11 protein-coding genes and 1 pseudogene are annotated in these 14,360 nt (G+C 72.1%); 6 read left to right on the top strand and 6 right to left on the bottom strand.

Annotated features, from left to right (window positions below):
• The first annotated feature begins 37 nt into the window (after positions 1-37).
• A complete protein-coding gene (locus O7629_RS07505; RefSeq protein WP_278174448.1) occupies positions 38-511 on the top strand; it encodes a MarR family transcriptional regulator in 474 nt (157 codons plus the stop codon).
• A 58-nt stretch (positions 512-569) separates the two neighbouring features.
• Positions 570-1,268 (top strand): annotated as a pseudogene (locus tag O7629_RS07500) (tetratricopeptide repeat protein); the annotation flags it as partial.
• 1,974 nt (positions 1,269-3,242) lie between these two features.
• Here the strand turns inward: O7629_RS07500 and O7629_RS07495 are convergent.
• Positions 3,243-4,697, bottom strand: coding sequence for an ATP-binding protein (locus tag O7629_RS07495; RefSeq protein ID WP_278174447.1), 1,455 nt, complete (start codon positions 4,695-4,697; stop codon positions 3,243-3,245).
• A 47-nt stretch (positions 4,698-4,744) separates the two neighbouring features.
• Entirely contained in the window at positions 4,745-5,401 is a 657-nt protein-coding gene (locus O7629_RS07490; RefSeq protein ID WP_278168311.1) for a response regulator transcription factor, read from the bottom strand.
• A 136-nt stretch (positions 5,402-5,537) separates the two neighbouring features.
• Here O7629_RS07490 and O7629_RS07485 point away from each other — a divergent pair, with 136 nt between their 5' ends.
• From O7629_RS07485 to O7629_RS07475, 3 genes are all read left to right on the top strand, one after another.
• Entirely contained in the window at positions 5,538-6,749 is a 1,212-nt protein-coding gene (locus O7629_RS07485) for a hypothetical protein (RefSeq protein ID WP_278168310.1), read from the top strand.
• Positions 6,750-7,006: 257 nt separating this feature from the next.
• Entirely contained in the window at positions 7,007-8,401 is a 1,395-nt protein-coding gene (locus O7629_RS07480) for a cellulase family glycosylhydrolase (protein WP_278168309.1), read from the top strand.
• Positions 8,402-8,535: 134 nt separating this feature from the next.
• Positions 8,536-8,976 carry an NUDIX domain-containing protein gene (locus O7629_RS07475; RefSeq protein ID WP_278168308.1) on the top strand — a complete coding sequence of 147 codons (441 nt, stop codon included), beginning with the start codon at positions 8,536-8,538 and terminating at the stop codon, positions 8,974-8,976.
• A 31-nt stretch (positions 8,977-9,007) separates the two neighbouring features.
• On the opposite strand, the gene O7629_RS07470 is transcribed toward O7629_RS07475, so the two are convergent.
• The 4 genes from O7629_RS07470 to O7629_RS07455 all read right to left on the bottom strand — a co-directional run bounded on the left by O7629_RS07470 (position 9,008) and on the right by O7629_RS07455 (position 13,324).
• Positions 9,008-9,706 carry a DedA family protein gene (locus O7629_RS07470; RefSeq protein ID WP_278168307.1) on the bottom strand — a complete coding sequence of 233 codons (699 nt, stop codon included), beginning with the start codon at positions 9,704-9,706 and terminating at the stop codon, positions 9,008-9,010.
• Positions 9,707-9,966: 260 nt separating this feature from the next.
• On the bottom strand, positions 9,967-11,505 hold the full coding sequence (locus O7629_RS07465; protein ID WP_278168306.1) for an alpha-N-arabinofuranosidase: 1,539 nt from the start codon (positions 11,503-11,505) through the stop codon (positions 9,967-9,969).
• A 176-nt stretch (positions 11,506-11,681) separates the two neighbouring features.
• Positions 11,682-12,509: an SAM-dependent methyltransferase gene (locus tag O7629_RS07460; protein ID WP_278168305.1), complete on the bottom strand. Its 828-nt coding sequence runs from the start codon at positions 12,507-12,509 to the stop codon at positions 11,682-11,684.
• A 149-nt stretch (positions 12,510-12,658) separates the two neighbouring features.
• Entirely contained in the window at positions 12,659-13,324 is a 666-nt protein-coding gene (locus tag O7629_RS07455; RefSeq protein WP_278168304.1) for an HAD family phosphatase, read from the bottom strand.
• Positions 13,325-13,468: 144 nt separating this feature from the next.
• On the opposite strand from O7629_RS07455, the gene O7629_RS07450 reads away from it, so the two are divergent.
• Entirely contained in the window at positions 13,469-14,329 is an 861-nt protein-coding gene (locus tag O7629_RS07450; protein WP_278168303.1) for a universal stress protein, read from the top strand.
• The last annotated feature ends 31 nt before the right edge of the window (positions 14,330-14,360 follow it).

Raw genomic sequence — 14,360 nt, 5'->3', positions numbered from 1 at the left:
GCGCGAGTTAGTTTAACGCTCAACAACTGCCGGTATGATGGTGGTCATGACCCGCTGGCTCGACGACGACGAACAGCGCACCTGGCGCGCGTATCTCTTCGCCACCAGGACGCTGGCCGCGACCCTGGACCGCGAACTGCAGGCGAGCGCGGGGATACCGCACGCGTACTACGAGATCCTGGTCCGGCTCTCCGAGGCGCCCCAGCGCACCCTGCGGATGAGCGAGCTCGCCGACGCCACCGACTCCTCCCGTAGTCGGTTGTCGCACGCCGTGTCCCGGCTGGAACAGTTCGGCTGGGTCCGCCGCGAGGAGTGTCCGACCGACCGGCGCGGTCAGTTCGCGGTGCTCACCGAACCCGGCTTCACTGCCCTCACCGCCGCCGCACCCGGCCACGTCGACGCGGTTCGGCGACACCTGTTCGACCAGCTGACCCCGGAACAGGTCGATCAACTGCGGATCATCAGCGAAGCGTTAGTCAAGCATCTGGCCGGTAACAATCCGCCATCATGAGCGAACTGTCCCACATCAGACCCTTGTACAGACCGTCGTCGGACACGCACGATGGGACGTGTCTCTCGGCCTGGGCGAAATCACCACGCAGGCGCACGGCCTGATCAGCGTCGGCGACCTGCCGGGCGCGCGCGACTTGCTGGCCACGGCGTTGGCCGACACCGACCCGCGTCCCGCACATGCCAGCACCGAGCAGGCGGAGGCCGCCGGACTACTCGCCCGGGTGACGGTCGCGCTCGGCGAGGCACCGGCGGCTCGGGCGTGGGCGGCGTACGCGTACTCGGCGAACCAGCGGCTGCATGGAACGGCGGATGAACGGACCATCGGGGCCGCCGCCACCCTCGCCGCCGTACTGCACCGGGTGGGCAGCGACGCCCGCGCCGCGCACCTGTACCGCGAGGTGATCGACGAGCTCTGCGCCATCGACGGCCCCGAGTCGCTCCGGGTCCTGGCCGCCCACGCGGACCTCGCCACCGTCGAGTTCGCCCGCGGCGAGTGCGACATCGCCCGGGATCGTCTGGAGGATGCCTGGGAACTGCACCGCGAGGTGTACGGCGAGGGGCATCCGGCCGGGATCAAGATGCTGGCCCGGCTCGGCGCGATGCAGCGCGACTGCGGCCGGCTCGCCGAGTCCGACGTCAGCCTGTCGCTCGCCATCGACCTGTGCCGCACCCGCCTGCCGGCCGACCATCCGCTGGTCGGGCAGGTCGCCGCGCTGGCCGAGGCGTCCGCTGATCCGGCGCACCGCTGTGGCGGGCAGGGGCCGGTCGGCGACGGGCCGGACGACACCGGCGTCCCGGATCCCGACCGCAGTCCGGACGACACCGACAGCCCGGGCCCGATCCTCCGGCCGGACGACAACGGCGGCCCAGGCCCGATCCTCCGGCCGGACGACAACGGCGGCCCAGGCCCGAATCTTCGGCCGGACGACAACGGCGGCCCAGGCCACGACGGCGGTCTGGACCAGGGCGGCTGGCCGCCCGGCACCAGGCCAGCCGGTGGGCCAGCGGCTCCGGCGGCTCCGGCGGCTCCGGCGGCCGATCCCGCTGGGCGCGACCGGCTCACCGGTCCGGCCTGGGCCGAGCCCGGCTGGATCGAGCCGGAACCCCCGGTCACTGAGGTAGCCGACCCACGCTGGTCGGCGGCGTTTTGGACGGAACCGAGCGCGCCGTCGGCGACGCCGACCACCGACCGGTCAAGCGACGACGAGACGGACGGCCATCGGGACGGACGGCACCGCGCCGACCCGCCCTGGCTCGACCCGCTGGACCAGCCGGTGGACCAATCGGTGCCCGACCCGGCGGCTGAGCTGGACAGCGGCCGGCCATGGACCCAGCACGGCTGGATCGAACGGGAACCGTCGGACGGCGACGCCGACGACCCGCTCTGGTCGCCCAGTGGTTGGCTGACCGACGACCCCTCCCCTGCCTGGCGGAACACGACCGGGCAGGAGCAGGGAGGCGACCAGCACCAACCGGACGAACCCGACCCGGCCGACGGCCGGCCAGCGAGCATCCCACCGCCCCGGGTGCCGGTCGATCTGCCGCCGTCCGGCTCCACCAACCATGACGGGTCACCTGGCATCTGGCTCTTCGACGAACCGTGGTGGCCGCCCGAGCAGTCCGGTGCCGGCGACGGCTCCGATCCGGCCGCTGCGGATCGCCCAGACGGACCAGAGCGCCCGGACGCACCAGAGCGCCCAGATGCACCAGACGCCGCCGGCCCGGTCAGCCCGTTCGGGCCGGTCCGGTTCCGGCAAGCGACCGGCCCGTCAGCGGCCGACAGCTTCCCAGCCGACAGCTCCATGAGCGACCCGGCGGCGGTACCCGGCGAGCCGGTGCCGCCGGAGACCCCTGCCTTCGTACCCAACCCACGGGTGCCCGACGGGGCAGGCACTCGACCGGAGCCGGCACCACCGGTGGCCGACGACGGCTACGCGAGGTCGGACGCCTCGGTCGATGCCGACTCTGCGGTCCGCCACGTCGAGGTCACGGACGGGCCGGGCACCGGAGCCACGGACGGGCCGGCCGCGAGCGTCGCAGCCGGTGGAGCCAGCGCGACCATCGGAACCGGCACCACCGGCACGGGCCGGAGCACCGGGACGCTGTCCCGACTGCCACGGCGCGAACTCAGCCGGATACCCGACCGTCGCAGGAATCTTCCGGTCCGACGGCAGCGAGGACAGTTGGTCCCGGTACCCAAGCCGGTGGCGACCGCTGCCCGCCCGCGCGGACCGATGCTGGTGTTCACCGGCGTGGTGGTGGTTCTGCTCGGCGCTGCGGCGGTGGTGGCCGGCGTCAGTCTGGTCGACGAGACGCCCTCCGGGCCGACCGGGGCACCAGCCGAGGTCACCCCCCCGGCCGGGACACCGACCAGCGCTGCGCCGCCGGCCGCACCGGGTACCGCGCCGGGCGGCGTGGGCCTGCGCGACAACCGGGACAGCGTGACGTTGACCTGGACCTATCCGGCGGGTGCCGAGGGACAGGTGCTGATTTCCGGGGGAAGCAGCGATCAGCAGCCCCGGGCCTTCATGACGTTGCCGGCGGGTGCGGACAGCTTCGTCGCGTACGGGCTGGACGAGTCGATCGACTACTGCTTCACGGTCGCCGTGGTCTACTCGGCCGACGTGATCGGGCAGGCCGACCCGGTCTGCACGGACCGGGCAGCGAACGCCCGGTAACCGACCCGGTCTGCACGGACCGGGCAGCGAACGCCCGGTGACCTGTCCGGTCTATGCCGGGCCGGGCTCGTCGTCCACCGGGTCTGCCGGAAGCCGGACCCGAACCTGAAGTCCGGTACCGGCACCGTCGGGCCCTGCCGCATCACCGTCGCGTCCCGTCACGTCGTCCGCCCGCCCCGCATCGGCCAGCTCGACAGTGCCGCCGTGCCGGCGGACCAACTGCGCGACGATGGCCAGTCCGAGCCCGGCGCCACCGGCGTCGCGGGCCCGCGCGTCGTCGAGCCGGGTGAACCGGTCGAAGACCCGTTGCCGGTCGGCCGGTGGGACACCCGGACCGTCATCGGTGACCAGCAGCTCGTGCCAGTGCGGCCCGGCGGGTCGGGCGGTCACCAGCACCTCGGATCGGGCGTGCCGGACCGCGTTGTCCAGCAGGTTGGCCAGCACCCGGACCAGCGCGTCCGGGTCACCGGCGATCCACAGCGGCCGGTCCGGCGGCACCACCCGCACCGGCGGCCGTGGATACCGGGCGGCCACCGTGGTGGCCAGCTCGCCCAGTTCCACCGGACCGACCGGGCCGAGCACCACACCGGACTGGCCGGCCTGCTGGTCGGCGCGGGCCAGCAGCAGCAGGTCGTCGACCAGTCGGCTGAGCCGTTCACTGTCCGCCAGCAGGTCGTCGGCGACCGCCAACCAGTCCGTGCGGCTACCGAGTCGCTGCGCCACCTCAAGCTGCGTACGCAGACTGGTCAGCGGACTGCGCAGCTCGTGGGCGGCGTCGGCGACGAACGCACGTTGCCGGGCCCGCGCGGCCTCCAACCGGTCGAGCATGTCGTTGAGGGTGACCGCCAGCCGGTGAATCTCGTCGCCACCGCCCGGCACCGGCAGGTGGCCGGCCTGGTCGCCACCGGTGATCTCGGCCGCGCCGGCCCGCAGTTTCTCCACCGGCCGCAGCGTCGCCCCGACGGCCCGCCAGACGATGACCGTGACCGCTGCCACCAACAGTGGAAACGTCATCAGCAGAATCACCCGGACCAGGGCGAGGCTGCGGTTGATGTCGGCCATCGACCGGGCGACCAGCACGGTACGCGGCTGCGCCGGCCCGCCGGCCGGTTGGGCGATCACCCGAACCGGGCCGCGCAGACCGAGCCGGGCACCCGGCACGGTGACCGCCCCGGTCGGTTCGGCGGCGAGCTGTTCCCGCTCGCCCGCGTAGAGCATCGGGACGAGTCGGTCGGCGCCAATGGACGCGGCGCGTATCCGTCCCCGTTCGTCGACGATCTGCACCCGTACGTCGTTGCCGGCCACCGGCAACGGGTCAGGCACCGCGTCGGCGGCCACCAGCTGGGCGATCGCGTCTGCGGTGGTCCGGGCGTCGGCGTCGGCGCTGCGTTCCAACGCCAGCGCGAGGACGACGGTGAGCCCGATCGCCCCAGCGGCCAGGCCGGCGGTGAGACCCAGCACGCTGATCGCGGTCAGCCGGGTGCGCAGGCTGAGCCGGACCCGCAGGTACGCCCGCCACCGTCCGGGATGCGCCACCGAAAGCCGTCGGCCGGTCACGGGACCAGCCGGTAACCGGCGCCCCGGACGGTCTCCAGCCGCTCCCGGCCGACCTTGCGGCGCAGATACCCGATGTACACCTCGACGGCGTTCGGCGCGGTGTCGACGCTGGCGTCCCAGACGTGGTCGAGCAGTTCGATCTTGGAGACCACCTCGCCGGCGCGCCGCATCAGGTACTCCAGCAGGGCGTACTCACGGGCGGTGAGCGCCACCTCGGCATCGGCCCGGGTGACCCGCCGCCGGGCCGGGTCGAGGCTCAGATCACCGGCGGTGAGCACAGCCGGCCGCTGCGGCGCGCCGCGCCGTAGCAGCGCGCGCAGCCGGGCCAGCAGCACGACGTACGAGAAGGGCTTGGTCAGGTAGTCGTCGGCACCGCAGTCGAGGCCGTCCGCCTGGTCGTACTCGCCGTCCTTCGCGGACAGGATCAGCACCGGCAGCCAGTTCTGCTCGGCCCGCAGCTGGCGCACCACCCGGTAGCCGGACAGTCCGGGCAGCATCACGTCGAGGATCATCGCGTCGTACCCCCCGTGCCGGGCCAGCTCCAGCCCGGCCGGCCCGCTCGCGGCGACGTCCACGACGAAGCCTTCCTCCTGCAGGCCGCGCCGCAGGGCGTCGGCCAACCGGACCTCGTCCTCCACCACCAGCACCCGCACCGGTCAAGGGTGCCATCATGGGCGGGCAACCGGGTCACCCGTGCCCGTCGTCGCTGAGCGTGCTCTCAGCTTGTCCACCGGCTCTCAGCAACGTCTCAGTACACCCGACGCACGATGGGTGGCAGGAGGTACGAAGATGTCGGTATTCACATCCCGGCCGGCGATGCGCTGGCTGGTCCCCGCCGCGTCGGCGGCGGTGCTCGTCGGCGGCGGCGTTGCCGTGGGGGCGCTCGCCGCGTCCGCTGACCCGGTCCTGCCGCCGCGCAGCGCCGAGCAACTGCTGGTCGACCTGCAGACCGCCGAGGTCGACGGCATGTCCGGGACGGTCGTGCACCGCGCCGAGCTGGGCCTGCCGGCGGCGCTCAACCTGGCCGGTCAGATCGGTGCCGGCAACGGGCTCGGCTCGCTGATCAACGGTACGCAGACCCTGCGCGTCTGGTATGCCGGTCCGGACCAGGCCCGGTTGGCGATGGTCCGCACGCTGGGCGAGACCGACGTCATCCGCAACGGGCAGGATGTCTGGATCTGGTCCAGCCAGCAGCAGCAGGCCACCCACTTCGAGTTGCCGGCCGAGGGCGATCACGCCGACGCGGCGGGCGAGCGGGCCGGAGCCGATCCGACGCCGGAGCTGCCCATCACCCCGCAGGCGGCGGCCGACGAGGTGCTGGAGGCGATCGACCCGAGCACCGAGGTGTCGGTGGGCCGCTCGGCGGAGCTCGCCGGGCGGACCGCGTACGAGCTGGTGCTCACCCCGCGCGACGAGGACTCGCTGGTCGAGGAGATCCGGATCGCGATCGACTCGGTGGAGTACGTGCCGCTGCGGTTCGCGGTCTATCCGGTCGGCGCCGACCGGGCCGCCATCGAGACGGCGTTCACCCAGGTCAGCTTCGACACACCGGATGAGGAGCAGTTCGTCTTCAACCCACCGCCGGGCACCGAGGTCGTCGAGGCGGGCGAGGACGATGTCGCGGCGCCGGGTGCCGGTTCCCGGGGTCCGGACCAGCTGCCGGGCGACGCCGAGACCGACGGCATGCTGGAGGAGCTGGCGCAGGGCTGGGCGGACAGCGAGGACGCGGTCCGGACGGTCGGCAGCGGCTGGGGCACCGTCCTGGTGGTCACACCGCCGGCCGAGGCGGCGGCCGCGGCCGAGGAGCACGCCGGTGAGTCCGCCGAGGGCGCCCAGGTCATGCAGATGCTGGGTGATCTGCCGGCGGTCAACGGGCCGTGGGGCAGCGGCCGGCTGTTCTCCAGTGCGCTGTTCACCGCGTTGATCGCCGACGACGGCCGGCTGTTCGCCGGCGCGGTGACGCCGGAGCGGCTGTACGAGGTGGCTACCGAGACCCGCTGACTTGACCGGTCCACTACCGGCGTCGACCCCGGATCACCGGGCGTCGACGCCGGTAGCGGCGTTTACCGGGCTAGATCAGCCAGCGGTGCAGACCGATACCAGTGACGAATCAACTTAACCGGTTGCGTAGCCGGAACGCGCCGGTCTACGCTGATGCCTGCGCGAAGGGCCGGGTAGTCGCCGACACCGTGCTGGCCAGGTCAGCCGGTGTCTTTCGTCCCCGTGGGTCACCCACGGGTCGCTACCCGAGGTAGGTCATGAAGACACGTCTGAGCGTCGCGGCCGCGGCGCTGCTCGCCCTGGTCACCTCCGTCGTGGTGCTGGTCCAGCCCGCACACGCCGCCGTCGGTCTGCACGTCAGCGACGGCCGGCTGGTCGAGGCGAACGGCACTCCGTTCGTCCTGCGCGGGGTCAACCACGCACACACCTGGTACCCCAGCCAGACCACTTCCTTCGCCAACATCAAGTCCCTGGGCGCGAACGCCGTCCGGGTGGTGCTCAGCAACGGCCATCGGTGGACCCGCAACGATGCCAGCGACGTCGCCAACGTCATTTCGCTGTGCAAGGCCAACCGGCTGATCTGCGTCCTGGAGGTGCACGACACCACCGGGTACGGCGAGGAGGGGGCCGCCGCGACCCTGGCGTCCGCCGCCGACTACTGGATCAGCCTGGCCAGCGTGCTGCGCGGCCAGGAGAACTACGTGGTCATCAACATCGGCAACGAACCGTTCGGCAACAGCGGCTACCAGAACTGGACCAGTCACACCACGAGCGCCGTGCAGCGGCTGCGTGCCGCCGGTTTCGAGCACGCGATCATGGTCGACGCACCGAACTGGGGACAGGACTGGACCTTCACGATGCGCGACAACGCGCAGTCGGTGTGGAACGCCGACCCGGCCCGGAACCTGCTCTTCTCGATCCACATGTACGGCGTGTTCGACACCGCCGCCGAGATCAGCGACTACCTCGGGCGGTTCCGCTCGGCCGGGCTGCCGATCGCGGTCGGCGAGTTCGGGCACGACCATTCCGACGGCAACCCGGACGAGGATTCGATCCTGTCCTACACCCGGCAGCACGGCATCGGCTGGCTCGGTTGGTCGTGGAGCGGCAACAGCGGCGGCGTCGAATACCTCGACATGGTGAACAACTTCAACGTCAACAGCCTCACCTCGTGGGGCCAACGGCTGTTCAACGGCACCAACGGGATTCGGGAGACCGCACGGGAGGCGACCGTCTACAGCGGCGGGACGCCACCGCCGACCACCGCTGCGCCCACCACCGCGCCCCCGACCACCCCGCCGCCCACTACCGCTGCGCCCACCACCGCGCCCCCGACCACACCGCCGCCGTCAGGGGCGTGCACCGCGACGTACGCGGTGATCGGTCAGTGGCAGGGCGGTTTCCAGGGTGAGGTCCGGGTGACCGCCGGCGGTTCGGCGCTCAGCGGCTGGCGGGTGAGCTGGACGTTCGCCAGCGGTCAGTCGGTCAACCAGGCGTGGAACGCCACCGTCACCAGCACCGGGGCGAGTGTCTCGGCGACCAACGTCAGCTACAACGGCAACCTCGGCGCCGGACAGAGCACGACCTTCGGCTTCATCGGCAGTTGGACCGGCAGCAACCCGGTGCCGACGCTGTCCTGCGCCGCGCGGTAGCCGCAGCCGCCACCACAGGTGTGACCGGTGGCCGGGCGGGTATCCGTCCGGCCACCGGCACACCGGCGTCGTTCGCTGAGCCGGCTGGCAGCTGGTGTGGGCCCTGGCAAGTCGCTACGAGCTGGAGGTTTACGGTGAGCGAAGGTCCTCGTCTACGGGTGGGCGCGTACGCGGTGATCGTCCGGGACTCGGCGGTGCTGCTGAGCCGGTTGTCCGAGGCGTCCCCGGTGTTCGAGCCGGGTGCCTGGCATCTGCCGGGAGGTGGTCTCGATCCGGGCGAACAGCCCGGCGAGGCGCTCACCCGGGAGCTGCAGGAGGAGGCCGGGCTGGAGGTGATGTCGTCGCGGTTGCTGGACGTGCGGTCGTACCTGGCGCACCGCAACGGCACCGACTGGCACGTGGTCGGGCTGCTGCACAGCGCGCGGGTGGGGCCGGGCGAGCCGGTGGTCACCGAGGTCGGCGGCAGTGCGGACGCCATCCGGTGGGTGCCGATCGACGAGATCGACCGGCTGCCGCTGTCGCCGCCGACCGCAGACGGGCTGCGGATGGCGGAGCTGCTACCGGTGCCGGCGTAGGAGTTCGTCGCCGGGCGTTACCGGTTGGTCGTCAGGCATGGTCACCGGACCGGTCGCAGCCGTCACGGCCTCGGCCGGGCCGGTGACGGCCGGATGTCGGCTGGCCAGCCGCCGCGTCGGGTGCACATTCGCGACGGGCGGCCCGTAGCCGCCAGACGACGAGCGCCCCGAGCGCCAGCACCGCGACCACGACGGCAGCCGCCCGGCCGGCGACCTCCTCGATCGCGGCGTACGAGCTGCCGGCCAGGTAGCCGATCAGCACCGTGCCGATCCCCCAGACCAACGCACCCGCGACGTTGTAGAGAAAGAACCGCCGGTACGGCATGTGTGCCGCGCCGGCCAGGGCGGGCATCACCGCGTGGAAGAAGGTCACGAACCGGCCGACGAAGACCGCGGTACCGCCCCGTACCGCCAACTGGTGCTGCGCCCGCCGCACCCAGGCCTGCCGCTTGCGCAGGAAGCGCATCCGCAGCAGCCGGGGCCCCAGGGCCCGGCCGATCAGATAGCTGGTGGTATCGCCGGCCACGGCCGCACTGACCACGACCACGGTGATTCCGGGCAGGGAGATGGTGCCGAGGCTGGCGGCGACGCCGCCGAGCACCGCGGCGGTCTCGCCGGGGAACACGAAGCCGACGAACAGCGCGTCCTCGGCGAAGACCAACAGCCCGACCAGCAGGTAGATCAACGCACTGTCCATCGACAGCAACCGCTGCAGCCAGTCGCTCAGCACAGCACCCCCCGCTCGCGGGGGGCTGCGGAGCCGACGTTAGCAGTTGCGGGGCGGTGCCCGTGACGGTCCGACGGATGCGGCACCGGGGCGTCACGGGCGTACTCCCCACCACAGAGAGGTGTCACCCCGATCTCTTAACCGGTTAAGCACTACGCTACGCGCGTCCGGCGAACGCCGTCAAGCACACACGTCGTCGTCAGACCACAGACAGTCGCGGGGCGGCGCAACACCGACGCCGCCACCCGAACCCGGTCGGCGGATCAGCCTGACGTCGCCAGACGCACCATCGTCCAGGAGACGGACGGCAGCATCACCGACAGCCGCCCCTGGTCGACCGCCGGGCCGGGAAGGGTCTGGGGACGGACCCGGTCCGGCTGCGCCGACGTGTTGGCGGCCCGCACGTCCGGGTCGGTCAGCACGCACTGCTCAACGACCCGGTAGCCGGGGAATGCCCGCAGGTCGATGTCGAGCACGAGGGACTCCCGCTGCCCACGGTTGACAGCGAAGATCACCAGCTGATCCGCGTCGTCGTCGTGGGTGGCCACGACATCCAGCAGCGGCACCTCGCCGTACCGCGCAGTCTCCACGACCGGCCCGCTGCCACACTCGACCCGCAGCACCGTCCCTCGGGCGTGGCGGGCGGTGTACGCGAAGGGGTAGAAGATCGTCTGCCGCCAGGCCGGACCGCCCGGCTCCGCGCGGATGGCCGCGATCGTGTTGACCAGCTGAGCCTGACAGGCGGCGGTCACCCGGTCGCTGTTGCGCAACAGGGTGATCAGCGAGGAGCCCACCACCACGGCGTCGGCGACGGTGTAGTCGTCCTCGCTGAGCGACGGCGCCCGCACCCACTCGGTCGGCACCCCCTCGGCAAGGAACCGGCGCATGTACCAGACGTTCCACTCGTCGAACGAGATCTGCATCCGCTTGCTGCTCCGGGTCTTGGCCCGGACGTGGTCACAGGTGGCCACGATGTCCCCGATGAATCGGTCCATCTCCACCGACGACGCCAGGAAACTGGTCAGGTCCCCGTCCTGCTCCTCGAAGTAGAGATGGGCGGAGACGTAGTCGACCTGGTCGTAGGTGTGTTCCAGGACGGTCGCCTCCCAGGCCGCGAAGGTCGGCATGGCGGGACCGGAGCTGCCACAGACGACCAGCTCCAGATCGGGGTCGATCATCCGCATCCCCCGGGCCGTCTCGGCGGCCCGTCGCCCGTACTCGTCGGCGGTCTGATGGCCCAGCTGCCACGGCCCGTCCATCTCGTTGCCGAGACACCACATCCGGATGTCGTACGGGGCCTGCCGGCCGTGCGCCCGGCGCAGATCGGACAGCTGGGTGCCGCCCGGATGGTTGGCGTACTCCAGCAGGTCCATCGCCTCGCGCGGACCCCGGGTGCCCAGGTTGACCGCCAACATTGGCTCGACCCCGGCGGACCGCGCCCAGCTGACGAACTCGTCCAGCCCGAAAGCGTTGGTCTCGATGCTGTGCCAGGCCGGGTCGAGCCGGGTGGGACGCTGGTCCCGGGGCCCCACCCCGTCCTCCCAGCGGTAGCCCGAGACGAAGTTGCCCCCGGGGTAGCGGACCACCGAAACGCCCTGTTCCCGGACCAGGTCGAGCACGTCACGGCGCAGTCCACGCTCGTCGGCGGTCGGATGGTCGGGCTCGTAGAGCCCGGTGTACACGCACCGGCCCATGTGTTCGACGAAGGATCCGAAGGTACGGCGCCGGACCGGTGCGACCACGAACGCCGGGTCGATGTGCACCGTCACCGGGCGGGGCATTGCCGGGTCGACCATCGTCATCGGGGCGTACCTCCGCAGAAGGTGCACGGGTGCGGTCGTAGGGCGACCGGCCACGGGCATCGACGGTCACCCGCAGCTGTCGGACGCTAACACGCGCGGTGTGGCCCTGTCTGCCAGCAGATCCGGCTACGGCAAGGGTGCGGCGGTACGACGGCGTACGGGACGGGCGCGGCGGGTCAGGGCTTGCGGGCGACGCCGCCGACGAAGGTGTAGTAGGTGTCGGTCTGCTCCGACGGCTCGTCGTCAGGGTCCGGACGCCACTCCGCAAGGGGCACCAGGCCCGGTTCGAGCATCTCGAAGTCGCCGAAGTACCCAAGGATCTCGTCGCGTTGGCGCCACCGACCGGTACCCAACGTCTGGTTGAAGATCTTCTCGACCACGAGCGCCTTGCGGGCGGCCTCCGGCTGGCTGTCACCTGGGTTGTGGAAGTGGGACAGGGCCAGGTAGCTCCCGCTCGGGACCGCGTCCCGGTAGACCGTCGCCACCCCGGCTGGATCCTCGTCGTCACCGAGATGGTGCAGGATGCCGAGCATCAGCAGACCGACCGGCTGATCCAGGTCGATCATCGACTGTACGTCGGGGTTGGCCAGGATCTGCTCCGGGTCGCGGGTGTCCGCCTGGACGACGGTGGTCATCGGAGAGCTGTCGAGCAGCGCCCGACCGTGTGCCAGCACCATCGGGTCACTGTCCACGTACACCACCCGCACCTGCGGGTCGACCTGGTGGGCGATCTCGTGCACGTTGCCCTGGGTCGGCAGGCCCGAGCCGATGTCGAGGAACTGCCGCACGCCGGCCTCGGCGACCAGGTGCCGCACCGCGCGGCGCAGGAAGCCGCGGTTGGCCCGGGCGGCCAGCGGACCGTCGGGGGTGACCTGCAGCGCCATCTCGCCGGCCTGGCGATCGACCGCGAAGTTGTCCTTGCCGCCGAGCATGTAGTCGTACACGCGGGCGACGCTGGGGCGGGTGGTGTCCACCCCGACCGGGGCTCGTTCCTCAATGCTCACGGCGGAGACCTCCGGGGGGTGCGGCCGACCAGGACCTCGTGGTCGGCTGGGAGCGCTGCCAGGCGCAGTTTAGAGGATCCGGCCCGGCGCCCGGGGACTCCCCCGGCGGACCCGGCTCACCCGCGCCGGGCTGGAACCGTCGGTGGCATCTATCCCCTGTCGACGGCGAGGGCGAGCACCCGGTCGACCGTCAGCTCGTCGAGGCGGTCGACGACGAGCGTCGCGCCGGCCAGGGCGTCGGCCGCCGGCGGGTACCCGGGGTGCGGCACCGCGACCACCACCAGACCGGCGGCCACGGCGGACCGCAGCCCGTTGCTCGAATCCTCCACCGCCAGGCACCGCTGCGGCGGTACGCCGAGCAGCCGTGCCGCCACCTGGTAGACCTCGGGGTCCGGCTTGCCGGCCGCGCACTCCTCGGTCGACACGGTCGCCTGGAACGCCTCGGTGAGCCCTGCCGTGGCCAGCACCTGTTCGATCAGGCGGCGGGGTGAGGAGCTGGCCAGCGCGAGCGGGAACCGCCCGGCGAGGTCGCGGACCACCTCGATCGCGCCCGGGATCAGCGGCAGCTCGGCCCGGTACCGCGCCGCCATGGCGTCGATCACCTCGTCGGCGACCCGGTCGGCGCCGCGCCCGACGCCGAGGTCCGCGTCCAGGTAGCCGGCCCACTCCGGGGTACTCATCCCCATCAACCGCTGCTGGGCGTCCGGCAGCCACCGACCACCGGCGCCGGCCACGTAGTCGCGCCGGACCTGCTCCCAGACCGGCTCGGTATCGATGAGTACGCCGTCCATGTCGAACACCACCGCCGAGATCATGACCCCATCCTGCCCGGTCGACCGGAATCGACCCGGAGCGGGGTCACTGAGCGCTATCCTCGCAGGTGAGCTCCCCTTTCTCGATCCGACCCGGGTCGCTGCAGCGGCCCATGCACCGGAACAGAAGCGGTGAAAGGAGCAGTGATGTCGGAGCACGCCGCACCGGCCCGCGACCGGATCGTGGCCGGCGTCCACGACTCGGCATCCAGCTGGGCCGCCGTCGCCCTGGCCGCCCGGGAAGCCGCCACCGCGCACCGGCCGCTGCGGCTGGTGCACGCCCTCAACTGGATCCCGGACGACCTGTCCGGCGGCGACGAACCCCAGCCGGACGCCTACCAGCTCGTCGAACGCGCTGTGGAGATCGCCACCCGGACCGCCCCCGGAATCGACGTCACCACCGAGGTGTCCGAGAACGCCCCGGCCACCGCGCTGCTGCGGGAGTCCCGGATGGCGTCGTTGATCGTGATCGGCGACGGGGATCTGGCCCGGTGGACCTGCCTGCCGCTGGACGCACTCGCCGTACAGATCGCTGCCCGCGCCGACTGCTCGGTGCTGGTCGCCCGGGCCGGCTCCGAGCCGGCCCCCGAACCGGCCGCGCCGGTGCTGGTCGGCGTGGACGGCTCGGCCGGCTCGGAGCGGGCGCTCGGCTTCGCCTTCGACGCCGCCGCGCAACGGGGCAGCGACCTGATCGTCGTGCGCAGTTGGGAGAGCGAGTCGAGCTGGGCAGACGCCTCGGCGGCGACCGCCGACGAACTCGCCGCGGCGGTGACCCCGTGGCAGGAGAAGCATCCCGACGTCGCGGTCCGCCAGCAGGTGGTGAACGGCCCGCCGGCCCGGGTGCTGATCGAGCGTTCCACCCAGGCCGGGCTGGTGGTCGTCGGAGCCCGTGGCGACCATCCGCTGCGGGTTCCGCTCGGCGCGGTCAGCCAGGCGGTGCTGCACCATGCCGGGTGCGCGACGGCGATCGTCCGCGAAGGTGGCCCCCGGCCGCCCGCCGGCGACTGACCGGGACCTATGCCCTGGGAGGTGGCCCGAC

Origin of the sequence: Solwaraspora sp. WMMD792 (assembly GCF_029626105.1) — a bacterium.
Classification (GTDB): Bacteria; Actinomycetota; Actinomycetes; order Mycobacteriales; family Micromonosporaceae; genus Micromonospora_E.
This window is presented reverse-complemented; position numbering and strand designations above follow the sequence as displayed.